Below are 21,191 nucleotides of genomic sequence, written 5' to 3' on the forward strand. Positions count from 1 at the left end.
AGCCTGGAAATTACAGACCCAGCAGGCCGACCGCGTAGCCGGCGATACCGATGACGAAGAAGCCAACGATGATCCACAGCGGGTTAACTTTCTTACGCAGCAGCCACATACAGGCGAAGGTCAACAGCAGCGGCACCAGACCAGGCATCAGCTGATCAAGGATAGTCTGCACCGTGGTGACGTGAACCTGTCCGTCAGAGCCGGTGATTTTTGACACCACCATCGGAATGTTCACATGCGTCCACTTGTTAACCAGCGCCCCCATGACAAACAGGCCGAGGATTGACGCCCCCTCAGTCAGTTTCTGCAGGAAGCCGCCGCCCATATCTTTAACGATATCCACGCCTTTGCGATAACCATAGGCGACACCGTAGTAACGGGTCAGCAGACGCACCGCGTTGAACAGGATAAAGAACAGCAGAGGACCGAGCAGGCTACCGCTCATCGCGATCCCGGCGCCTAAGGCTGCAAACACCGGACGCACGGTACCCCAGAAGATCGGGTCGCCAACGCCGGCCAGCGGTCCCATCAGACCGACTTTGATGCCGTTGATAGCGCCATCGTCAATCTCTGCGCCATTGGCGCGCTGCTCTTCCATCGCCAGGGTTACGCCCAGTACCGGAGCGGCAACGTAAGGGTGGGTGTTGAAAAACTCAAGGTGACGCTTAATTGCCTGCTTACGCGCATCGTTGTTCTCCGGGTACAGACGACGAATCGCCGGAACCATAGAGAAGCAGAACCCCAGCGCCTGCATACGTTCGAAGTTCCATGAACCCTGGAACAGGTTAGAACGAATGAACACGCCACGAATATCACTCTGTGTGAGTTTTTTCTCGGTGGTATTTTTAGTCATATCAACCATTTCGCTCACCTGTTAGTCCAGTTCGTTATCGAGATCGTTGTTACCAGCCGCCTGAGCCGGCGCACCGGCGACGCGGTTATATTTCGGGCTCAGCTGGATGTAGAGGATTGCCATGACCGCACCAATCACGCCCAGGGCCACCAGGTTGAAGTTGGTGAAGGCGGCGGTGACGAAGCCGAGGTAGAAGAACGGCATCAGATAGCCTGCGCGCATCATGTTGATGACCATTGCATAACCGACAACCACGATCATACCGCCGGCGATGTTCAGACCGCTGGTGACCACTTCCGGGATAGCATTCAGCAGGCCCTGAACTTCGCTGGTGCCGACGGAAATCGCCACGATAACGGCCGGGATAGCGATACGCATCGCCTGCAGGAACAGGGACGAGACGTGCAGCCACGACAGGGCGGTCAGGTTGCCATTCTCCGCCGCTTTATCCGCCGCGTGCTGGAAGGCCACGGTGATGGTGCGCACGATGATGGTCAGCACCTGGCCTGCCGCCGCCAGCGGGATAGCCAGCGCGATACCGGCGCCGATGCTCTGATGGCCGGCAATAACCAGGACGGTGGAAATAATGGACGCCAGCGCGGCATCAGGGGCTACCGCCGCACCGATGTTCATCCAGCCCAGGGCTATCATCTCCAGCGTACCGCCGATGATAATACCGGTTTTCATATCGCCGAGAACGGCGCCGATCAGCGTACAGGCGATCAGAGGACGGTGGAACTGAAATTCATCAAGTACCGACTCCATACCCGCAATACACGCGACGATGAACACCAGCACAATCTGAAGAAGGGTAATCTCCATTGTACTTCTCCTGTTGATTAAGTCTTAAAGTGAAAACTGGGGCGCGATCCGCCGGGTTATTTATCAACCTTAGCGATCAGATCCATCATTTTCAGTTTCGGGTCGGTGGACACTTTACGTGCCTCCAGCTCGATACCGCGGGCGTTCAGCTTTTTAAACGCCTCAATATCTTTGGCATCGACTGAAATCGCGTTGTTAACCTGGGTTTTACCCTGGCGGAACGCCATACCGCCGATGTTGACGCTGGTGATTTTCACGCCGCCCTCGACGATACGTTCAACGTCGGTCGGGTTAGTAAACAGCAGCATAACGCGCTGTCCGGCATACTTGGGGTTGTTGTAGACGCGGATCATTTTGGCCACATCCACCACGTGAGCGGTGACGCCCGGCGGCGCAACCTGGGTCAGCAGAGTTTTACGCACGGTATCCGCGGCCACTTCATCACTGACAACGATGATGCGGGTAACGTTAGTCTCTTTGGTCCAGCGGGTGGCGACCTGACCATGGATCAGACGGTCGTCTATACGCGCAAGGCCAATTACCATGTAGTCGTTCGGGCCCATGGGTTTGGCCGGTGCGGCGGCTTTTGGCGCTGCGGCAGGCGCGGGCGCAGGGGCCGCTTTTTCCACCGGTTTGGCTTTAAGCGCTTTCACGCCTTCGCTGCCGGTTTCAACCGCTAAGGCGACCAGTTCATCAAAGGAAGGATCGTCGTCGCGGGCCATGAAGGTTTCCACCAGCATCGGGATATTGACGCCGGCGATAACTTCGTAATGCTCTTTATCGACGACAATGCGGCTAGCAGCGTTGAAAGGGCTGCCTCCCCATGTATCGACGAGAAACAGCACGCCTTTACTGGTATCCAGTTTTGCCAACTGGGCGTTGTATTTCTCGATCAACGTTTCGGCATTTTCACCCGGAACGAAATCGATCCAGCCAACGTTTTCCTGCTCGCCCAACAGCATTTCTGCTGTTTTCAGCAGCTGTTCTGCAGCCCAACCATGTGTGCCTATTACAATAGCAATCGTCACTTGCTACCTCCTTTATTATCGTGAATGCATCATCTGCTTTGATACATCCTGAATCACTCTTGAGGACAAAATCGATTCAGTTAGGGTGTAAGATAGAAAATAGTTACTACCGCGAATTATTTTAGACAGTGAAAAAATAATTAATGTGATGAAGATCCGTTAATCACGTATCGTCTGCGAATAATTTTGCAGCGCAAAAAATAGCCTTAGTTATTGCAAATTCAGGTAAATTATTTCCAATTTCGATCTATATTTTGCTATGTTTAACTTCCGTTTAATTACTCAGGAGTATAGGGCATAGCCCGCAGTATGGACCGTCATCGACGTCTTTTCACTTTCTGGCATCTGATTGCCACCTCTACGTATCCCGCATTTCTTTCAGCACCTGGTGTCGCGCCCCTGCATGGCATGGCGATGACTGACCTTGCCGCAAACCGGAGTCGTACATGGAATTGTTAATGGATCCCTCAATCTGGGCCGGCCTGTTGACGCTTATCGTTCTGGAAATTGTGCTCGGTATCGACAACCTGGTGTTTATTGCCATCCTGGCGGACAAACTGCCGCCGAAGCAGCGCGATAAAGCGCGTCTGATCGGCCTGTCACTGGCGCTGGTGATGCGCCTGGGGCTGCTGTCGGTCATCTCCTGGATGGTAACGCTGACGAAACCACTGATTACCATCGCCGATTTCTCCTTTTCCGGGCGCGATCTCATCATGCTGCTCGGCGGGATCTTCTTGTTGTTTAAGGCGACAACCGAGCTGCATGAACGGCTGGAAAACCGCCAGCACGATGCCGGTCACGGTAAAGGCTATGCCAGTTTCTGGGTAGTAGTATTGCAGATAGTGGTGCTGGATGCCGTCTTCTCCCTGGACGCCGTGATCACGGCGGTCGGGATGGTTAACCATCTGCCGGTGATGATGGCGGCGGTGGTGATCGCGATGATCTTGATGCTGCTGGCCTCCAAGCCGTTGACGCGCTTTGTCAACCAGCACCCGACGGTGGTCGTGCTCTGTCTGAGCTTCCTGTTGATGATTGGCCTTAGCCTGGTGGCGGAAGGGTTTGGCTTCCATATTCCAAAAGGGTATCTGTACGCGGCGATCGGTTTCTCGATCATTATCGAGTTCTTTAACCAGGTGGCGCGCCGTAACTTTGTTCGCCACCAGTCGACGCTGCCGCTGCGCGCTCGGACCGCGGATGCCATCCTGCGCCTGATGGGCGGCCGCAAACAGGCCTCCGTCAGCCATGACGCAGACAGTCCAGCCGCGGTGCCCGTTCCTGAGGGCGCCTTTGCGGAAGAAGAGCGCTACATGATTAACGGCGTGCTGACCCTGGCCCAGCGCTCCCTGCGCAGCATCATGACCCCGCGCGGAGAAATCAGCTGGGTCGACGCTGAGCAGAGTGAAGATGAAATTCGTCGTCAGCTGCTGTCGTCGCCGCACAGCCTCTTCCCGGTCTGCCGCGGAGAGCTGGATGAAATCATTGGTATCGTGCGGGCGAAAGAGATGCTGGTGGCCCTGGAGTCGGGGGAAAACGTCGCGGCGCTGGCTTCTGCCTCCCCGGCAATTGTCGTTCCGGAAACGCTGGACCCGATCAATCTGCTCGGGGTCCTGCGTCGGGCGCGCGGCAGCTTCGTCATCGTAACTAATGAATTTGGCGTGGTGCAGGGGCTGGTCACGCCGCTGGACGTCCTTGAAGCCATCGCCGGTGAATTCCCGGACGCTGATGAGACGCCAGAGATTGTCATCGATGGCGATGGCTGGCTTATTAAGGGGTCGACCGACCTGCATGCGCTGCAGCAGGCGCTGGGGCTGGATCCACTGATCAATGACGATGAGGATATTGCCACCGTTGCCGGGCTGGTGATCTCCGCTAATGGTCATATCCCGCGCATTGGCGACGTCGTGTCGCTTCCGCCGCTGCATTTTACCGTAGTGGAAGCGAATGATTACCGGGTCGATCTGGTGCGCGCGGTGGTCACTCGTCCGCCGAGCGACGAAGAAGAGTAATCGCCAGGCTCGCCGGCCGCTGCGGCCGGCGAGTTATTCTGTCGTCTCGCTCTCACCCTCACTCTCACTCTCCTCCCTGCTGGCCAGCCACGCCGGGAACGCCTCCACCGGCATCGGCCGCGCATAATAAAACCCCTGCAGCACATCGACGCCGTGGCTACGCAGGTAGTTTTCCTGCTCCAGCGTCTCCACCCCTTCGGCAACGGTAACAATATGCAGGCGGTTGGCGAGGGCGATAATAATATCTGTCACCGTCGCGTTCACGCTATCTATGCCGACCGAGCTGGTGAACGAGCGGTCGATCTTCAGGACGTCCGGGCGCAGCTTTTCCAGCCATGAGAGCGAAGTATTGCCGGTACCAAAATCATCGATCGCCAGCTGTACGCCTTTAAAGTGCAGATGTTCGGCCATATGCTGGTCGCCATCCTGCAGGACATCGCGTTCGGTTAGCTCGACCACCAGCTGCTGCACCGGATCCACGCTGAACCAGTAATTGTGCAGGTCGCGCAGCAGGAGTCCGTTAGCGAAATGGCGCGCGGCGACATTGATCGCGATGTGAAAATGGCGGTCGCGAGGAAAAGCGTCCAGGCGGCGAGCGGTTTCGGCAATCACATAGCGGGTGAGAGGGATGATCAGATTATTGCCTTCGGCGATGGGGATAAATACCTCCGGCGAAATCGTCCCACGGCGGGGATTATTCCAGCGCAGCAGGATCTCCACCCCGCAGCAGCGGCCGCTGCGCGCATCCTGCAGCGGCTGGCACCAGAGGGCAAACTCCCGGGCCGAAATGCCAAGGCTTATTTCCCGCGAGAAACTCATTCTGCCGGCGGTGGCCAGCCAGGCGATGCCGGTCATTAGCAGGCTAAAAATCAGCGCCAGCGGCAGCTCGCCGGGCAGCTCCTCAAGCGCAATCGCCGAGGCGCCAGGGCCGTTAATATTGACAGTAAACGGAAACTCCGTAGAGCGCTGGCGATAAATCACCGTGCCCTGCGGGACATGCGTTTTTTCGAGAAGCCCATGGCGGCTGCTAAAATAACGATCGCCAACCTGCAGGCTGACGTCGCTGATCAGGGCCGATTTTTCATTAAGAATTAAGGTTCCCAGCAGCTCAATATTCACCACCAGCATCACGCCGTCCAGGCCGCTCTCCGCGGCTGGATACCATTGGATCAGTACCGGCGAGCCTTTGAGCAAGGAGCTGTCGTTCGAGAAGAGCAGCAGAGGGCGGGGCGCAGGAAGCGCGGGCTGCAGGCGATGTAAGTCTGCCTGTCGCGGGCCAAAAATACTGGAACAGTAAACGATACCTGACGTGACGAGGGCGACGGAACGAATGGTTTGCAACGAGGCCGCCATTTTGCGCAGCGTCAGATGGATATCAGGGCAGGGTTTGCCCACCAGAGGGAGCAGGGTGGCTCGCTGCGCGCTTAGCGGGCGCAAGATGTCATTGAGCGCCGCCACCCGTTGGCTGGCGGCCGTGCGAATATAATCTTCATTTACGCTGCGCTGCGAAATAAATCGGATGGCTAATGTGGCGCCCAGGGTCGCCAGGGCTACCAGCAGGCAGACAATAATGCGTTTGTGACGATAGGCCGTAATGACTTTTTGTGCAGTCTGCATGTGCGACACCCTGTCGACAGGACGAGTGGTTAAGCGTGGCTTATTTTATAGAGCAAGTGTAGTGGCAGAATATCGCCAGGTATAGAAAAAAGAAAATGCGCCGTTGAAGGCGCATCAGGGAGATTTCAGTCACCAGGGTTAACCCCCTGCGCGCTTTGCAGGCGCAGAGGGGCACGAAAAGTTTAGTCACACTGAACTTTAATCGCCAGGCCGCCGCGCGAGGTTTCGCGGTACTTGGCGTTCATGTCTTTACCGGTTTCATACATGGTCTCGATCACCTTATCGAGCGAGACGCGCGGTTCGCTGGTGCGGCGCATCGCCATTCGCGCGGCGTTGATCGCCTTGACGGAAGCGATGGCGTTACGTTCAATACATGGCACCTGCACCTGGCCGGCGACCGGATCACAGGTCAGGCCGAGGTTGTGTTCCATGCCGATCTCCGCCGCCACGCAAACCTGTTCCGGGCTGGCGCCGAGCAGTTCAGCCAGGCCCGCCGCCGCCATCGAGCAGGCGACGCCCACCTCGCCCTGACAGCCGACTTCCGCGCCGGAAATGGACGCATTCATCTTATACAGCGCGCCGATCGCCCCGCAGGCCATAAAGTAGCGAATATAGATCTCCGGGCTGACGGACTCGATAAAGTGATCGTAATAGGCGAGTACCGCCGGAACGATGCCGCAGGCGCCGTTGGTCGGCGCGGTTACCACGCGACCGCCGGCGGCGTTCTCTTCATTGACCGCCAGCGCGAACATATTGACCCAGTCAACAACGTTCATTGGATCGCTGGAGAGCTTATCGCTGGCCACCAGCAGACGACGCAGCGCCGAGGCGCGACGCGGTACGCGCAGCGGGCCAGGCAGCACGCCCTCGGTGTTCATCCCGCGGTCGATACAGGCGCGCATGGTCTGCCAGACGTTGGCGAAATAATCCTCGATCTCTTTTTTGCTGTGCAGAGCCAACTCGTTCTGCATCACCATCCCGGAGAGCGACAGGCCAGTCTCTTTGCAGTAGGCCAGCATTTCCTGCGCCGATTTAAATGGGTAGGGCACCTGCAGTTCGTTGGCGTTTTCCTTGCCGAAGTGCTCTTCGTCGACAATAAAGCCGCCGCCGATCGAGTAGTAGGTCTTGCAGTAGATCTCTTTCTCGCCGGCCCAGGCGTGAATGGTCATGCCGTTTTCGTGCAGCGGCAGGTTGTCGCTGCGAAAACGCATGCCGTCATCCGCCGGGAAGTCGACCTCATGCTGGCCGTTGGCCAGCAGCAGACGACCGCGCGCTTCGACGTCACGGATAAAAGCCGGGATCGCGTCAATATCGACCGTATCGGGCTGATTGCCCGCCAGTCCCATGATAATGGCGATGTCCGTATGGTGGCCTTTGCCGGTTAATGACAGTGAACCGTAGACGTCAACCGCCACACGAGTCACTGCATTAAGCAATCCTTTTTCGACCAGGTCATCGACGAACTGTTTTCCGGCCTTCATCGGGCCAACAGTGTGGGAAGATGAGGGACCAATCCCCACCTTGAACATGTCGAATAGACTAATCACGATAATACTCCTGACAGGGTTACCGCGGGTGCGGTAACGATGTAATAACTGCGCATAGTGTAAGAGGGAAGCGCCCTGTCAGTTCAACTATTCACATGAATTAAACTAATGGCTAACCGCGATTTTACTAATAATGAGAGCGCCCTCTCATTATCAGTATAGCTAAGGACGTGCGCCAATTTGCAGCGCCAGCTCGCGAATGATTCCGGCGGTCATTCCCCAGACAAAATAATGCTGGTACCAGGAGAGCCAGACGCGGTGGTCGTTGCCCCGGCGGTGGATATCGAGCGGATGGTAGCGCCCAAGGCGCAGGGCTTCGGCGAGCGGCATTTCAAATACCGCGGAGACTTCGTCCTGGCTGGCGTGATAGTGCAGATCCGGGGGAATAATGCCCACCACCGGCGTCACCTGAAAGCCGGTAACGCTGTCCACCGGCGGCAGGACGCCGATCACCTCGACCGCCTCCGGCGGGATCGCCACCTCTTCCTGAGCTTCGCGCAGGGCGGCGGCGATAAGCGTCGCGTCGGTATTATCTACTGCGCCGCCGGGAAAGGCGACCTGGCCGGCGTGCTTGCGCAGCAGCGGCGAACGCTGGGTCAGCAGCAGGCCGGGCTGCGGCCGGCGCACGATCGGCACCAGCACCGCCGCCTGCCGCTGATTGAGCGCATGGCGCGAAGGCTGCGGGCGCAGAAGCTGAAAGCGGGACAGAAAATCATCCAGATTAAGGGCGCGATCCACCATGGTCTAGTTCTCCAGTTGCTGCAGGATACGATTAACTTTATCAAAAGTTTCCTGATATTCCGCCGCTTCCTCGCTATCCGCCACAATTCCGCCGCCGGCGGAGCAGTACAGCTGTCCCTGCCATGCCGTCAGGGTGCGAATGGTGATGCTGGTATCCATATTGCCGCAATAGCTCAGGTAGCCAATGCTCCCACACCAGGCGTTGCGACGCTGGGGCTCCAGTTCATCGATAATCTCCATCGCCCGCACTTTCGGCGCGCCGGTGATCGAGCCGCCGGGAAAGGCGGCGCGCAGCAGGTCGCTGGCGTGCAGCGTCATTGGCAGGCGGGCGGTGATGGTGCTGACCAGATGATGGACCGCCGGGAACGGCTCCACCACGAACAGCTCGGGGACCCGCACGCTGCCCGGGACGGCGACGCGGCCGATGTCGTTGCGCATCAGGTCGACAATCATTAAATTCTCGGCGCGATCTTTCGGCGAATTCGCCAGCTTCTCAGCCTGCTGCGCATCTGCCAGCGGCGAATCGAGCCGCGGCAGGGTGCCTTTTATCGGCCGCGTCTGGATCTCCCCCTGGCGCAGCTGGATAAAGCGCTCCGGCGACAGGCTTAAAATCGCCCCTTCATCGAGGCGAATAAAGGCGCTAAAGGGGGCGCGGTTGACGGCGTTCAGCTGGCGGAAGGCCTGCCATTCATCACCGACGTAGCTGGCCTGAAAACGCTGGGCGAGGTTGACCTGATAGCAGTCGCCGCTGTGCAGATAGGCCTGTACCTGGCGAAATTTTTCGCCGTACTGCTGGCGGCTCATATTTGACTGCCAGGCAGAGGTCAGGGCGAAGGTTTCACCCGGCGTCGGCGTTTGCGCCTCCAGCCACTGTAGACGCTGCTGCGGGTCGTCATAGCTGAGCAGCGATATCTGTTGGCGCTGGTGGTCGACGATAAGCGCCCAGTCATAGATCCCCACCGCCATATCCGCCAGCGCGATATCGGCCTGCGCGTGCGAAGGGAGACGCTCAAAGCGACGGCCCAGGTCGTAACCGAATAATCCCAGCGCGCCGCCGAGAAACGGCAGATCGTCATGGGGTTGCGGCGTGAACGGCTGACGATCCAACTGCTGCTGCAGGAGCTGCAGCGGATCTTCCGCTGAGACAACAACGGTTTCGCCGTCGTCGACCCACGTCTGTTCACCGCGCGTCAGCAGCGTGGCGCGCGGGGCAGCCACCAGAATATCAAAGCGGTTATGCGGATGGTCGGCAAAGCCGGAATGCAGCAGCATCGCCCAGGGCAGGGCGCTTAACGGCGCAAAATAGTGTTCGGCCGCATCCGGGCGCCAGGGCAGGGTAATAATCGCGGGGGACAACATCTTTCTCGATCCTGAACGTTGCCGCCCCTCTGGCGTAGTTGGGGACGGCGTGAAATAATTACGCCCCACAATGTAGCAGGAGTAAAAGATGTTTGCAGGTTTACCTTCGCTGAGCCACGAGCAACAGCAAAAAGCGGTCGAACGTATCCATGAGCTAATGGCTCAGGGGATAAGCAGCGGCCAGGCGATTGCCCTGGTGGCGGAAGAGCTGCGCGCAACGCATACCGGCGAGCAGATCGTTGCGCGCTTTGAAGATGAGGATGAGGACGAGTAATTACACCGCGGCGATAATTTTGATCTCAACTTTATACTGCGGGTTCATCAGCGTCGCTTCCACCGTGCAGCGTACCGGGGCGTGACCAGCCACCACCCACGCGTCCCAGGCTTTATTCATCGCCGCAAAGTCGCTTTTATCGGCGAGGAAGATGGTGGCGTCAAGAATACGCGACTTGTCGCTGCCCTGTTTTTCCAGCACCGCGTCAATCTGCGCCAGGGTATTGGCGGTCTGCTCGAAAGCGTCGGCATCGAGATTTGCCGGCACGCCGGTGTAGTACAGGGTCTGGTTGTGGATCACCACGTCTGACCAACGGGCTTCGGCATCAATACGCGTAATTGTCATTGCTTTTCCTCTTTAAGCATTCCATTCGGCTGCGGCAAGACTGCCATAATGTGCCGCTCGCGTCACTACCCGGACTGGCGAAACGCCGTCCTCCCTGACATAATCACTGTCCAAATAACCAGGGGGCAATGTGATCGACGATTTTGCAGCAGACGGCCAGCTAGCCAAAGCCATACCGGGATTTAAACCGCGCGAGCCGCAGCGCCAGATGGCGGTGGCGGTCAGCGAAGCGATTGAGGCCTCCCGGCCGCTGGTGGTGGAAGCGGGGACCGGAACCGGTAAAACCTACGCTTACCTGGCGCCTGCGCTGCGGGCGAAAAAAAAGGTGATTATCTCCACCGGCTCGAAAGCGCTGCAGGATCAGCTTTACAGCCGCGATCTGCCCACCGTCGCCAAAGCGCTCAAATTCACCGGGAAACTGGCGCTGCTCAAAGGGCGCTCCAACTACCTGTGTCTCGAACGTCTTGAGCAGCAGGCGCTGGCGGGCGGCGATCTGCCGGTGCAAACCCTCAGCGATGTGATCCTCCTGCGCTCCTGGTCGAATCAAACTCAGGATGGCGATATCAGCACCTGCGCCAGCGTCGCGGAAGACTCTCAGGCCTGGCCGCTGGTCACCAGCACCAACGATAACTGTCTCGGTAGCGACTGCCCACTGTATAAAGATTGCTTCGTGGTGAAGGCGCGTAAAAAAGCGATGGACGCCGACGTGGTGGTGGTCAACCATCACCTGTTTCTGGCCGATATGGTGGTCAAAGAGAGCGGCTTTGCCGAGCTGATCCCCGAGGCGGAAGTGATGATCTTCGATGAAGCCCATCAGCTGCCGGATATCGCTAGTCAGTACTTTGGCCAGTCGCTCTCCAGCCGCCAGCTGCTGGACCTGGCGAAAGACATCACCATTGCCTACCGCACCGAACTGAAAGACACTCAGCAGCTGCAAAAATGCGCCGACCGCCTGGCGCAAAGCGCGCAGGATTTCCGCCTGCAGCTGGGAGACCCGGGCTACCGCGGCAATCTGCGCGAGCTGCTGGCGGACAGCCACATTCAGCGAGCGCTGCTGCTGCTCGATGACGCGCTCGAGCTATGCTATGACGTCGCCAAACTTTCGCTGGGTCGCTCGGCGCTGCTCGACGCCGCTTTTGAGCGCGCCACCCTCTATCGCGGGCGCCTGAAGCGGTTGAAAGAGATCAACCAGCCGGGCTACAGCTACTGGTATGAGTGTACCTCGCGCCACTTTACTCTCGCGCTGACGCCGCTGACCGTGGCCGAGAAGTTTAAAGAGGTGATGGCGCAGAAGTCGGGGAGCTGGATCTTTACCTCGGCGACGCTGTCGGTGAACGACGATCTGCATCACTTTACCGCCCGGCTGGGGATCGACGAGGCGCAGACTCTGCTGCTGCCGAGTCCTTTTGACTATCAGCACCAGGCGCTGCTCTGCGTGCCGCGCAACCTACCCCTGCCGAACCAGCCCGGCGCAGCGCGACACCTGGCGGCGATGCTCAAGCCGCTGATCGAGGCCAACGACGGTCGCTGCTTTATGTTGTGCACCTCGCACGCCATGATGCGCGATCTGGCGGAGCAGTTCCGCGCCACCATGACGCTACCGGTGCTGCTGCAGGGCGAGACCAGTAAAGGCCAGCTGCTGCAGCAGTTCGTCAGCGCCGGCAACGCGCTGCTGGTGGCTACCAGCAGCTTCTGGGAGGGAGTCGATGTGCGCGGCGACGCGCTGTCGCTGGTGATTATCGATAAGCTACCGTTCACCTCGCCGGACGATCCGCTGCTAAAAGCGCGGATGGAAGATTGCCGGCTGCGCGGCGGCGATCCCTTCGATGAAGTGCAGCTCCCGGATGCGGTGATCACCCTCAAGCAGGGGGTGGGTCGCCTGATCCGCGATATCGACGATCGCGGGGTGCTGGTGATCTGCGACAACCGGCTGGTGATGCGCCCCTACGGCGCGGTGTTCCTGGCCAGTCTGCCGCCGGCGCCGCGAACCCGCGATATCCGTCGGGCGGTGCGCTTTCTCGCCGTACCGCCGGCAAGGTAATCCGCACTAAAATGTGTTAAGCTGCGCGCCATTTTGTTAATTAGCGGTTCCCAATAGACTTCGGGCGGCATGGCGGCGGGTTGGCCGTTTGCCGGAAAGCAGGCTGCCTGAAGGCCTGAACTATGTAACGAGAGCGTGACCACCCATGCGAATTTTGGCTATCGATACCGCCACAGAGGCCTGCTCCGCGGCTCTGTGGAATGATGGCACCCTTAGTGCTCATTTCGAAATTTGTCCCCGCGAACATACCCAACGTATCCTGCCGCTGGTGCAGGAGGTCCTCACCGAGAGCGGCACCACGCTGAGCGAGCTGGACGCGCTGGCCTTTGGCCGCGGTCCGGGCAGCTTTACCGGCGTGCGCATCGGCATCGGTATCGCCCAGGGGCTGGCGCTGGGCGCCGAACTGCCAATGATTGGCGTTTCCACGCTGGCCACCATGGCGCAGGGCGCCTGGCGCAAAACCGGCGCCACCCGTGTGCTGGCGGCCATTGATGCGCGTATGGGCGAAGTCTACTGGGCCGAGTACCAGCGCGACGAGCAGGGCGTCTGGCATGGCGAAGAGACGGAAGCGGTGCTCAAACCGGACGCGGTAGCCGAACGACTGGCACAGCTTTCCGGCGAATGGGCCACCGTCGGCACCGGATGGCAGGCGTGGCCGGATCTGGCGAAAGCGAGCGGACTGACCTTAAGCAGCGGCGAAATTGAATTGCCGGCGGCGGAGGATATGCTGCCGTTAGCCTGTTACCTGCTGGCGGCGGGGAAAACCGTGGCCGTGGAGAAAGCGGAGCCGGTTTATTTGCGAAACGAGGTGGCGTGGAAGAAACTTCCAGGCCGCGAGTGAATCTCAGTAATGAGAAGACTGAGAAAAGGAGTCGCATCATGGCGGGTCAAAAACAGGGCGTTCGCTGGCTGCTGGCCGCAGCGGTTGCCGTTGCGCTAAGCGGCTGCGTATCGGTGCCGGATGCCATCAAAGGCACCAGCCCGACGCCGCAGCAGGATTTAGTGCGGGTGATGAACGCCCCGCAGCTGTACGTTGGCCAGGAAGCGCGCTTTGGCGGTAAGGTGGTCAATGTGCAAAACCAGCAGGGGAAAACCCGCTTAGAAATCGCCACCGTACCGCTGGACAGCGGCGCGCGGCCAGTGCTGGGCGAGCCGTCCCGCGGAAGGATTTTTGCTGACGTCAATGGCTTCCTCGATCCGGTGGATTTCCGCGGTCAACTAGTGACCGTGGTCGGACCGATCGCCGGGGTGGTTGACGGCAAGGTGGGCAGCACGCCGTATAAATTTATGCTAATGAACGCCACCGGCTACAAGCGCTGGAACGTAGTGCAGCAGGTGGTGATGCCTCCGCAACCTATCGACCCGTGGATGCTGGGTCCGCGCCCCTGGGGCTACGGCTATGGCGGCTGGGGCTGGTACAATCCCGGCCCTGCTGAGGTGAGAAACGTTGTAACCGAATGATTTTGTTGTTTATGTTAGTTCAAAGAAACAGCGGCCGGTCCGCTGTTTCTTTGTTTTCAGTCGAATAAGAAAAAAAATAGTGACGCGCTTCGCAACCTGCTCATTGCCTAATTAATAAACTGGTACGCTGAGTTAATATAATGTTAACAAAATGTATTATCCAGGGGCTGTGATGACGACGAATAACTATTTCAGAGGTGATGCAGTGAAAAAGGTTTGGCTAAACCGTTATCCCGCAGATGTTCCGGCGGAGATAAATCCTGACCGCTATCAATCCCTGGTTGAACTGTTTGAACATGCCACCACCCGCTACGCCGACCAACCGGCGTTTATCAATATGGGTGAAGTGATGACCTACCGTAAGCTGGAGGAGCGTAGTCGCGCCTTCGCCGCTTATCTTCAGGAGGGGTTGGGGTTACAGAAGGGCGATCGCGTGGCCCTGATGATGCCTAACCTGCTGCAGTATCCGGTGGCTCTGTTTGGCATCCTGCGCGCCGGGATGATCGTGGTTAACGTCAACCCCTTATATACCCCGCGCGAACTGGAGCATCAGCTCAACGACAGCGGCGCGGCGGCGATCATCATAGTCTCCAACTTTGCCCATACCCTGGAAAAAGTGGTGGCGAAAACTCAGGTCCAGCATGTGATCCTGACGCGCATGGGCGACCAGCTTTCCACCGCCAAAGGTACGCTGGTGAACTTTGTGGTCAAGTACATTAAGCGCCTGGTGCCGAAGTACCACCTGCCGGACGCCATCTCGTTTCGCAGCGCGTTGCAGCACGGCTATCGCATGCAGTACGTCAAGCCGGAGATCGTTGCGGAAGATCTGGCGTTTCTGCAGTACACCGGGGGTACCACCGGCGTGGCCAAAGGTGCGATGCTAACCCACCGCAATATGCTGGCTAACCTCGAGCAGGTCAATGCCACCTACGGCCCGCTGCTGCATCGCGGCAAAGAGTTCGTGGTGACCGCGCTGCCGCTGTATCATATTTTCGCCCTGACCATGAACTGCCTGCTGTTTATCGAACTGGGCGGGCAAAATTTGCTGATCACCAACCCACGCGATATCCCCGGGCTGGTGAAGGAGCTGGCGAAGTATCCTTTTACCGCCATGACCGGGGTCAATACCTTGTTCAACGCCTTGCTGAACAACAAAGAGTTCCAGCAGCTTGATTTCTCCTCGCTACATTTGTCCGCCGGCGGTGGGATGCCGGTGCAGCAGGCGGTGGCCGAGCGCTGGGTAAAACTGACCGGGCAATATCTGCTGGAGGGCTACGGCCTGACAGAGTGTTCCCCGCTGGTCAGCGTTAACCCGCACGATATTGACTACCACAGCGGCAGCATTGGCCTGCCGGTGCCTTCCACCGAAGCCAAACTGGTGGATGATGATGATAACGAAGTGGCGCCGGGTCAGCCGGGCGAGCTCTGTATTAAAGGGCCGCAGGTGATGCTGGGCTACTGGCAGCGCCCTGACGCGACGGATGAGATTATCAAAGACGGCTGGCTGCATACCGGGGATATCGCGGTGATGGATGAAGAAGGGTTCCTGCGCATCGTCGATCGCAAAAAAGATATGATCCTGGTGTCGGGTTTTAACGTCTATCCGAACGAAATCGAAGATGTGGTCATGCAGCATAGCGGGGTGCTGGAAGTGGCGGCCATCGGCGTGCCGTCCGGCAGCAGCGGCGAAGCGGTGAAGATTTTCGTAGTCAAGAAAGATGCTGCGTTAACCGAAGAGGCGCTGATTACGTTCTGCCGTCGCCATTTGACCGGATACAAGGTGCCGAAGCTGGTGGAATTCCGTGACGAACTGCCGAAATCCAACGTCGGGAAAATTTTGCGGCGAGAACTGCGTGACGAAGCGCGCGCTAAAGTGGACAATAAAGGCTAAGTAACGAATGAGTCGCCTGACGCCGGCTACGCCGGCGTTTTTTATGGGCGCAAGTTAAGAGAGTATGCTTTGAACTATCAGATGATCACCACCGACGATGGCCTGCGCGCTGTCTGCGAAGCGGCAAGCGCGGCCTCCGCCGTCGCTCTGGATACGGAATTTGTCCGCACCCGCACCTATTACCCGCAGCTGGGCCTGCTGCAGCTGTTCGACGGCCAGCAGGTCTCTCTGATCGATCCCTTGACGATTAACGACTGGGCGCCGATGCGCGACCTGCTGCTCAACCAGGATGTGACTAAATACCTGCATGCCGGCAGCGAAGATTTAGAAGTCTTCCTTAATGCATTTAACCTGATGCCGCAGCCGCTGATTGACACCCAGATCCTGGCGGCCTTCTGCGGCCGCCCAATGTCCTGGGGCTTCGCCTCGATGGTGGAAGAGTATTCCGGGGTAGCGCTGGATAAAAGCGAATCCCGCACCGACTGGCTGGCGCGCCCGCTGACTGAGCGTCAGTGTGAATATGCCGCGGCCGACGTCTGGTATCTGCTGCCGATCGCCAGCCAGTTAATGGCGGAGACCGATCGCGCTGGCTGGCTGCCGGCGGCGCTCGACGAGTGCCGCGTGATGCAGCAGCGTCGTCAGGAGGTGGTCGACCCGGCCGAGGCCTGGCGCGATATCGGCAACGCCTGGCAGCTGCGTACCCGCCAGCTGGGTTGTCTGCAGCTGTTGGCGGAGTGGCGCCTGCGCAAAGCGCGCGAGCGCGACCTGGCGGTAAACTTTGTGGTGCGGGAAGAGCATCTGTGGAGCGTGGCGCGCTATATGCCCACCAGCCTGGGCGAGCTCGACAGCCTCGGGTTGTCCGGTAGCGAAATTCGCTTCCACGGCAAAACGCTGATTAGCCTGGTCGAAAAAGCGCAGGCGCTGCCGGAGTCGGCCCTGCCGGCGCCGCTGCAGAACCTGATCGATATGCCGGGCTACCGCAAAGCCTTTAAAGATATTAAAGCGCTGGTGCAGGAAGTGAGCACGGAGAAGGGCGTAAGCGCGGAGCTGCTGGCGTCGCGTCGGCAGATCAACCAGCTGCTGAACTGGCACTGGCAGCTGAAAACGCAAGCCGGTGAACCTGAGCTGATTTCCGGTTGGCGCGGGGAGCTGATGGCCGAGCGGCTGAAGAGGCTGTTAAACGACTATCCGCGCTAGTTCGCGGCCAGGTTCAGACCATTAAAAAACCGGCGGCGCGTGGCGTAGCCGGTTTTTTTTCGCGATAGCGCGACAGGTCAGGATTTCGACTCTTCCGTTTCGGGTAGGGTCACGTTCAGCTCAAGAATGGATATATCCCCGTCCCGCTGCTCCAGCTGCACGCTGACCATCTCCGGGTCGATCTGTACGTATTTACAGATCACTTCCAGGATATCTTTGCGTAACTGCGGCAGGTAATGCGGCTCCGCGTCTCCGCGGCGGCGCTCGGCGACGATGATTTGCAGGCGTTCTTTCGCAATATTAGCCGTGTTCTTTTTTCGCGAGAGAAAAAAGTCGAGTAAAGCCATAATTTATCCTCCGAACAGGCGTTTGAGGAATCCTTTCTTCTCTTCTTCAATGAAGCGGAAAGGGCGTTCTTCTCCGAGCAGACGTTCAACGGTATCGGCATAGGCTTTGCCTGCGTCCGAGGCGGCATCGAGGATCACCGGCTCACCCTGGTTGGATGCGCGCAGGACTGACTGGTCTTCCGGGATCACGCCTACCAGGTTGATGCGCAGAATTTCCAGCACGTCTTCCATGCTCAGCATATCGCCTTTATTAACGCGGCCTGGATTGTAGCGGGTCAGCAGCAGATGCTCTTTGATTGGCTCTTCGCCATTTTCCGCGCGGCGGGATTTAGAGGCGAGAATGCCAAGGATACGGTCGGAGTCGCGAACGGAGGAGACTTCCGGGTTAGTGGTGATGATGGCTTCATCAGCAAAGTAAAGCGCCATCAGCGCACCGGTTTCAATGCCTGCCGGGGAATCACAGACGATGAAATCGAATTCCATTTTCTTCAGTTCTTCGAGAACCTTGTCGACGCCTTCGCGAGTCAGAGCGTCTTTATCCCGGGTCTGGGAAGCCGGGAGAATGTAGAGATTTTCCGTGCGCTTATCTTTAATCAGCGCCTGGTTCAGTGTGGCATCGCCCTGAATGACGTTGACGAAATCATAAACGACGCGACGTTCGCAGCCCATAATCAGGTCGAGGTTACGCAGGCCGATGTCGAAGTCGATAACGACGGTTTTCTTTCCCTTCTGGGCCAAACCTGTAGCGATGGCCGCGCTGGAGGTGGTCTTGCCAACGCCCCCTTTACCCGAAGTCACAACAATAATGCGTGCCATAGAAATTCCTTGTTAAAAAGGGATTAATTTAACGGTTGAATTGCCAAAGCGCTTTCACCTAAACGCAGGCGCGCCGCTTTGCCATAAAATTCGGCCGGGATGTTATCGCTCAGCCAATATTCCCCGGCGATGGAGACCAGCTCCGCCGCAAGGTGGGTACAAAATATCTGGGCGTCTCTGTCGCCACCGGCGCCTGCCAGCGCGCGTCCTCGCATCATGCCATATACATGGATATTTCCGTCAGCGATAAGTTCCGCACCGGCACTCACATGATTTGTAACAATAAGATCACAGTGTGGCGCATAAATGCGCTGACCGGAACGTACCGGCTGATCAATCAAACGCGTTTTTGTGATCTGACTAGCAACTGGCGGCGGCGGGGTGGGTTCGGACGGTGCCGGACGAGAGGCTTTTTCTTTCCCTTCGGTTAATAACGGGATGCCGGCGCGGTCGATTTCGGTTTTCAGGCGCGGAATTTTGCATCCGCTAACGCCCATAATACGTAAACCGGTCGCGGCGATAGCCTCGTTGATGGCGCGCCATTCCACCTCCTCCTCGATGCTGGCGATATTCACCACCACCGGAGCATGACGTAAAAAAGCGGGAGCCTGGGCGATTTTGTCTTCTAACGCCTGACGAATAACCTCGGGATTTGCATCGTGCAAATGAACGACAGATAACGTGAAGCTACTGCCTTTAAGTTCGATTGGCGTATTTGACATCCTGGCCTTACTCAATTTGCTGTTTATCAACCGCCGAAGTGCGGTGATATTCCGAAGACTAAAAGGCATGTTATAGTCACTCATATATTGAGGCAAGTGACCACGGGTCTAATTCCGAGTAAAACTATGTTTTGTGTGATCTATCGAAGTACTAAACGTGAACAAACCTATTTATACGTCGAAAAAAAGGACGATTTCTCGCGCGTTCCTGACGAGCTAATGCGCAGCTTTGGCACGCCGCAAATGGCGATGCTGCTGCCGCTGGATGGGCGCAAAAAACTGGTTAACGCCGATCTGGAAAAAGTGAAACAGGCGTTAAGCGAACAGGGCTATTACCTGCAACTGCCTCCGCCGTCTGAAAATCTACTAAAGAAACACCTGGCGGAACAGGGGAAACAATCCGATTAACCCACGAGGGAAAATAATGTACCAACATCATAACTGGCAGGGTGCGCTTCTGGATTATCCAGTAAGCAAAGTGGTTTGCGTCGGCAGTAATTATGCGAAACACATCAAGGAAATGGGCAGTGCGACGCCGGAAGAGCCGGTGCTGTTTATTAAACCTGAGACTGCGCTGTGCGATCTTCGTCAGCCGTTGGTGCTTCCTGAGGGGCTGGGCTCGGTGCATCACGAAGTCGAGCTGGCGGTGCTTATCGGCAGCACGCTGCGTCAGGCGACGGAAGAGCATGTGCTGAAAGGGATTGCCGGCTATGGCGTCGCGCTGGATCTCACGCTGCGCGACCTGCAGGCGAAAATGAAAAAAGCGGGACAACCCTGGGAGAAGGCCAAAGGCTTCGATAACGCCTGTCCGATCTCCGGCTTTATCCCGGCCGCTGAGTTCCACGGCGACCCGCAGAATACGTCGTTAAGCCTGAAGATTAATGGCGAAGTGCGCCAGCAGGGCACCACTGCCGACATGATCCATAAGATTGTGCCGCTGATCGCCTATATGTCGCGCTTCTTTACCCTCAAAGCCGGGGATGTGATCCTCACCGGCACCCCGGAAGGCGTGGGGCCGCTGCACAGCGGTGACGAGCTGGAGGTCGGCTTCAACGGCCTGGCGCTCACTACCCGCGTGCTGTAAGCGCTATTTGCCGCCTTTTGGGGCGGCAAAACTTGCATCGGCGTGCCAGACTGGTTATAAGGTGCACCCTTAACTGGCAACGACGGACACTCCGATGAGCGAACAACCTTTCTGGCAACAAAAAACACTGGATGACATGAGCGACGCGGAGTGGGAATCGCTGTGTGACGGCTGCGGCCAGTGCTGCCTGCACAAGCTGATGGATGAAGACACTGACGAGATCTACTTCACCAACGTCGCCTGTCGTCAGCTCAATATCAAAACCTGCCAGTGTCGTAACTACGCGCGTCGCTTTGAGTATGAGCCGGACTGCATCAAGCTTACCCGCGAAAATCTGCCGACCTTCGAATGGCTGCCGCCGACCTGTGCCTATCGCCTGCTGGCGGAAGGCAAGCCTCTGCCGGCCTGGCACCCGCTGCTGACTGGCTCAAAAGCGGCGATGCACGGCGAACGCATCTCCGTTCGCCATATTGCAGTGCCTGAGTCTACGGTGGTCGACTGGCAGGACCATATCCTTAATCTGCCTGACAGGGCGCGCTAAGCGCCGTCACGCTTTCTTCGCGTGGAACAGCCCGTTTTCACCGTCGGTTTCTTCCGCCACCCAGAAGTGAATATTGAAGCGGGCGTCGTCACTGAGTTCGACGCGGTGCCAGTACTGCGGCGGACTGGTAGCAAACTGCCCGGCATGAATCACGACTTTTTTCTCCGGCTCCGTCGCTTGTTCATTGGCAAAACCGTAATAGGTGACCGTGCCCTCCATGACGCACAGCTGGCCGAAGACGCCAGCCGCGGTGTTGTGGTGGCTCAGCAGGGCGGCAGGGACATTCTCTTTGGTAAAGAATGGGGTGGAGCGTTTAACTTTCCAGTCTGCGGGGATCAGTAAAGATGACATGTGAGCTCCTGTGGGGTTTTAAAAGATGTATTTAATATGCACCTTTTAATGGCTATGGTCAACCATAGAGGTCAACCATAGACGGGAAACGATTCAGCGATGCGCAGGAGGCATAAAAAAACGCCCCGCAGGGCGTTTCATTGTGGGC

The 21,191-nt window shown here is 57.8% G+C and carries 22 protein-coding genes; 10 read left to right on the forward strand and 12 right to left on the reverse strand.

The features are described 5' to 3' along the window. Positions 1-10: 10 nt before the first annotated feature. The 3 genes from RRF55_RS08925 to manX are packed head-to-tail and all read right to left on the reverse strand — an operon-like array spanning position 11 to position 2,703. Positions 11-862 (reverse strand): PTS mannose transporter subunit IID, encoded by an 852-nt coding sequence (locus RRF55_RS08925; RefSeq protein WP_004145526.1) that lies wholly within the window; start codon positions 860-862, stop codon positions 11-13. Between the two features lie 12 nt (positions 863-874). Next, positions 875-1,675 carry a PTS mannose/fructose/sorbose transporter subunit IIC gene (locus RRF55_RS08930; RefSeq protein ID WP_002910918.1) on the reverse strand — a complete coding sequence of 267 codons (801 nt, stop codon included), beginning with the start codon at positions 1,673-1,675 and terminating at the stop codon, positions 875-877. A gap of 56 nt (positions 1,676-1,731) precedes the next feature. Then, entirely contained in the window at positions 1,732-2,703 is a 972-nt protein-coding gene (manX, locus tag RRF55_RS08935) for a PTS mannose transporter subunit IIAB (protein WP_002910917.1), read from the reverse strand. A 446-nt stretch (positions 2,704-3,149) separates the two neighbouring features. Between manX and yoaE the strand changes: the two genes are divergently transcribed. Then, complete coding sequence (gene yoaE, locus RRF55_RS08940; protein ID WP_004145524.1) at positions 3,150-4,709, forward strand: CNNM family cation transport protein YoaE; 1,560 nt, start codon at positions 3,150-3,152, stop codon at positions 4,707-4,709. Between the two features lie 33 nt (positions 4,710-4,742). On the opposite strand, the gene RRF55_RS08945 is transcribed toward yoaE, so the two are convergent. The 4 genes from RRF55_RS08945 to pabB all read right to left on the reverse strand — a co-directional run bounded on the left by RRF55_RS08945 (position 4,743) and on the right by pabB (position 9,973). Continuing rightward, a complete protein-coding gene (locus RRF55_RS08945; RefSeq protein ID WP_032416254.1) occupies positions 4,743-6,326 on the reverse strand; it encodes an EAL domain-containing protein in 1,584 nt (527 codons plus the stop codon). A gap of 182 nt (positions 6,327-6,508) precedes the next feature. Next, the gene (gene sdaA, locus RRF55_RS08950) at positions 6,509-7,873 is read right to left on the reverse strand and encodes an L-serine ammonia-lyase (protein ID WP_004151445.1); all 1,365 of its coding nucleotides are present in this window, start codon (positions 7,871-7,873) and stop codon (positions 6,509-6,511) included. A 162-nt stretch (positions 7,874-8,035) separates the two neighbouring features. Next, positions 8,036-8,614 carry a CoA pyrophosphatase gene (locus RRF55_RS08955; protein WP_032432438.1) on the reverse strand — a complete coding sequence of 193 codons (579 nt, stop codon included), beginning with the start codon at positions 8,612-8,614 and terminating at the stop codon, positions 8,036-8,038. Between the two features lie 3 nt (positions 8,615-8,617). Then, positions 8,618-9,973 carry an aminodeoxychorismate synthase component 1 gene (pabB, locus tag RRF55_RS08960; protein ID WP_004145520.1) on the reverse strand — a complete coding sequence of 452 codons (1,356 nt, stop codon included), beginning with the start codon at positions 9,971-9,973 and terminating at the stop codon, positions 8,618-8,620. An 88-nt stretch (positions 9,974-10,061) separates the two neighbouring features. Between pabB and RRF55_RS08965 the strand changes: the two genes are divergently transcribed. Then, a complete protein-coding gene (locus RRF55_RS08965) occupies positions 10,062-10,247 on the forward strand; it encodes a YoaH family protein (RefSeq protein ID WP_004145519.1) in 186 nt (61 codons plus the stop codon). Here RRF55_RS08965 and RRF55_RS08970 read toward each other — a convergent pair whose 3' ends face one another. Then, a complete protein-coding gene (locus RRF55_RS08970) occupies positions 10,248-10,592 on the reverse strand; it encodes a RidA family protein (RefSeq protein ID WP_002910910.1) in 345 nt (114 codons plus the stop codon). A 130-nt stretch (positions 10,593-10,722) separates the two neighbouring features. Between RRF55_RS08970 and RRF55_RS08975 the strand changes: the two genes are divergently transcribed. The 5 genes from RRF55_RS08975 (at position 10,723) to rnd (ending at position 17,182) form a co-directional block, all read left to right on the forward strand. Continuing rightward, positions 10,723-12,633 carry an ATP-dependent DNA helicase gene (locus RRF55_RS08975; protein ID WP_004175456.1) on the forward strand — a complete coding sequence of 637 codons (1,911 nt, stop codon included), beginning with the start codon at positions 10,723-10,725 and terminating at the stop codon, positions 12,631-12,633. A gap of 145 nt (positions 12,634-12,778) precedes the next feature. Beyond that, on the forward strand, positions 12,779-13,474 hold the full coding sequence (gene tsaB, locus RRF55_RS08980; protein WP_004151443.1) for a tRNA (adenosine(37)-N6)-threonylcarbamoyltransferase complex dimerization subunit type 1 TsaB: 696 nt from the start codon (positions 12,779-12,781) through the stop codon (positions 13,472-13,474). Positions 13,475-13,512: 38 nt separating this feature from the next. Continuing rightward, a complete protein-coding gene (locus RRF55_RS08985) occupies positions 13,513-14,094 on the forward strand; it encodes a Slp family lipoprotein (protein ID WP_002910905.1) in 582 nt (193 codons plus the stop codon). 205 nt (positions 14,095-14,299) lie between these two features. Continuing rightward, complete coding sequence (gene fadD / locus RRF55_RS08990) at positions 14,300-15,985, forward strand: long-chain-fatty-acid--CoA ligase FadD (protein WP_064153335.1); 1,686 nt, start codon at positions 14,300-14,302, stop codon at positions 15,983-15,985. An 81-nt stretch (positions 15,986-16,066) separates the two neighbouring features. Beyond that, the gene (rnd, locus tag RRF55_RS08995; RefSeq protein ID WP_004148826.1) at positions 16,067-17,182 is read left to right on the forward strand and encodes a ribonuclease D; all 1,116 of its coding nucleotides are present in this window, start codon (positions 16,067-16,069) and stop codon (positions 17,180-17,182) included. 77 nt (positions 17,183-17,259) lie between these two features. On the opposite strand, the gene minE is transcribed toward rnd, so the two are convergent. Genes minE through minC form a run of 3 tightly spaced genes read right to left on the reverse strand, consistent with a single transcriptional unit; the run spans position 17,260 to position 19,067 of the window. Continuing rightward, the gene (minE, locus tag RRF55_RS09000; protein ID WP_002910902.1) at positions 17,260-17,529 is read right to left on the reverse strand and encodes a cell division topological specificity factor MinE; all 270 of its coding nucleotides are present in this window, start codon (positions 17,527-17,529) and stop codon (positions 17,260-17,262) included. Positions 17,530-17,532: 3 nt separating this feature from the next. After that, on the reverse strand, positions 17,533-18,345 hold the full coding sequence (gene minD / locus RRF55_RS09005; protein WP_002910900.1) for a septum site-determining protein MinD: 813 nt from the start codon (positions 18,343-18,345) through the stop codon (positions 17,533-17,535). A gap of 23 nt (positions 18,346-18,368) precedes the next feature. Then, complete coding sequence (gene minC / locus RRF55_RS09010) at positions 18,369-19,067, reverse strand: septum site-determining protein MinC (RefSeq protein WP_002910899.1); 699 nt, start codon at positions 19,065-19,067, stop codon at positions 18,369-18,371. 126 nt (positions 19,068-19,193) lie between these two features. Between minC and RRF55_RS09015 the strand changes: the two genes are divergently transcribed. The 3 genes from RRF55_RS09015 (at position 19,194) to RRF55_RS09025 (ending at position 20,692) form a co-directional block, all read left to right on the forward strand. Next, positions 19,194-19,475 (forward strand): YcgL domain-containing protein, encoded by a 282-nt coding sequence (locus RRF55_RS09015; protein ID WP_002910898.1) that lies wholly within the window; start codon positions 19,194-19,196, stop codon positions 19,473-19,475. A gap of 16 nt (positions 19,476-19,491) precedes the next feature. After that, entirely contained in the window at positions 19,492-20,151 is a 660-nt protein-coding gene (locus tag RRF55_RS09020) for a fumarylacetoacetate hydrolase family protein (RefSeq protein WP_004189297.1), read from the forward strand. A gap of 94 nt (positions 20,152-20,245) precedes the next feature. After that, a complete protein-coding gene (locus RRF55_RS09025) occupies positions 20,246-20,692 on the forward strand; it encodes a YcgN family cysteine cluster protein (RefSeq protein WP_002910896.1) in 447 nt (148 codons plus the stop codon). A 6-nt stretch (positions 20,693-20,698) separates the two neighbouring features. Here RRF55_RS09025 and RRF55_RS09030 read toward each other — a convergent pair whose 3' ends face one another. Beyond that, complete coding sequence (locus RRF55_RS09030) at positions 20,699-21,043, reverse strand: DUF1971 domain-containing protein (protein ID WP_002910895.1); 345 nt, start codon at positions 21,041-21,043, stop codon at positions 20,699-20,701. Positions 21,044-21,191 lie beyond the last annotated feature (148 nt).

The organism is Klebsiella sp. K47 (genome assembly GCF_051858335.1).
GTDB classification, from domain to species: domain Bacteria; phylum Pseudomonadota; class Gammaproteobacteria; order Enterobacterales; family Enterobacteriaceae; genus Klebsiella; species Klebsiella pneumoniae.

Coding starts and splice junctions, on each gene's coding strand:
- minD (WP_002910900.1), bottom strand. CDS start 18,345: ATGGCACGCATTATTGTTGTGACTTCGGGTAAAGGGGGCGTTGGCAAG.
- RRF55_RS08955 (WP_032432438.1), bottom strand. CDS start 8,614: ATGGTGGATCGCGCCCTTAATCTGGATGATTTTCTGTCCCGCTTTCAG.
- RRF55_RS08965 (WP_004145519.1), top strand. CDS start 10,062: ATGTTTGCAGGTTTACCTTCGCTGAGCCACGAGCAACAGCAAAAAGCG.
- RRF55_RS08930 (WP_002910918.1), bottom strand. CDS start 1,675: ATGGAGATTACCCTTCTTCAGATTGTGCTGGTGTTCATCGTCGCGTGT.
- RRF55_RS08945 (WP_032416254.1), bottom strand. CDS start 6,326: ATGCAGACTGCACAAAAAGTCATTACGGCCTATCGTCACAAACGCATT.
- tsaB (WP_004151443.1), top strand. CDS start 12,779: ATGCGAATTTTGGCTATCGATACCGCCACAGAGGCCTGCTCCGCGGCT.
- yoaE (WP_004145524.1), top strand. CDS start 3,150: ATGGAATTGTTAATGGATCCCTCAATCTGGGCCGGCCTGTTGACGCTT.
- RRF55_RS08985 (WP_002910905.1), top strand. CDS start 13,513: ATGGCGGGTCAAAAACAGGGCGTTCGCTGGCTGCTGGCCGCAGCGGTT.
- minC (WP_002910899.1), bottom strand. CDS start 19,067: ATGTCAAATACGCCAATCGAACTTAAAGGCAGTAGCTTCACGTTATCT.
- RRF55_RS09020 (WP_004189297.1), top strand. CDS start 19,492: ATGTACCAACATCATAACTGGCAGGGTGCGCTTCTGGATTATCCAGTA.
- rnd (WP_004148826.1), top strand. CDS start 16,067: ATGATCACCACCGACGATGGCCTGCGCGCTGTCTGCGAAGCGGCAAGC.
- pabB (WP_004145520.1), bottom strand. CDS start 9,973: ATGTTGTCCCCCGCGATTATTACCCTGCCCTGGCGCCCGGATGCGGCC.
- RRF55_RS08925 (WP_004145526.1), bottom strand. CDS start 862: ATGGTTGATATGACTAAAAATACCACCGAGAAAAAACTCACACAGAGT.
- RRF55_RS09025 (WP_002910896.1), top strand. CDS start 20,246: ATGAGCGAACAACCTTTCTGGCAACAAAAAACACTGGATGACATGAGC.
- RRF55_RS09015 (WP_002910898.1), top strand. CDS start 19,194: ATGTTTTGTGTGATCTATCGAAGTACTAAACGTGAACAAACCTATTTA.
- RRF55_RS08970 (WP_002910910.1), bottom strand. CDS start 10,592: ATGACAATTACGCGTATTGATGCCGAAGCCCGTTGGTCAGACGTGGTG.
- RRF55_RS09030 (WP_002910895.1), bottom strand. CDS start 21,043: ATGTCATCTTTACTGATCCCCGCAGACTGGAAAGTTAAACGCTCCACC.
- minE (WP_002910902.1), bottom strand. CDS start 17,529: ATGGCTTTACTCGACTTTTTTCTCTCGCGAAAAAAGAACACGGCTAAT.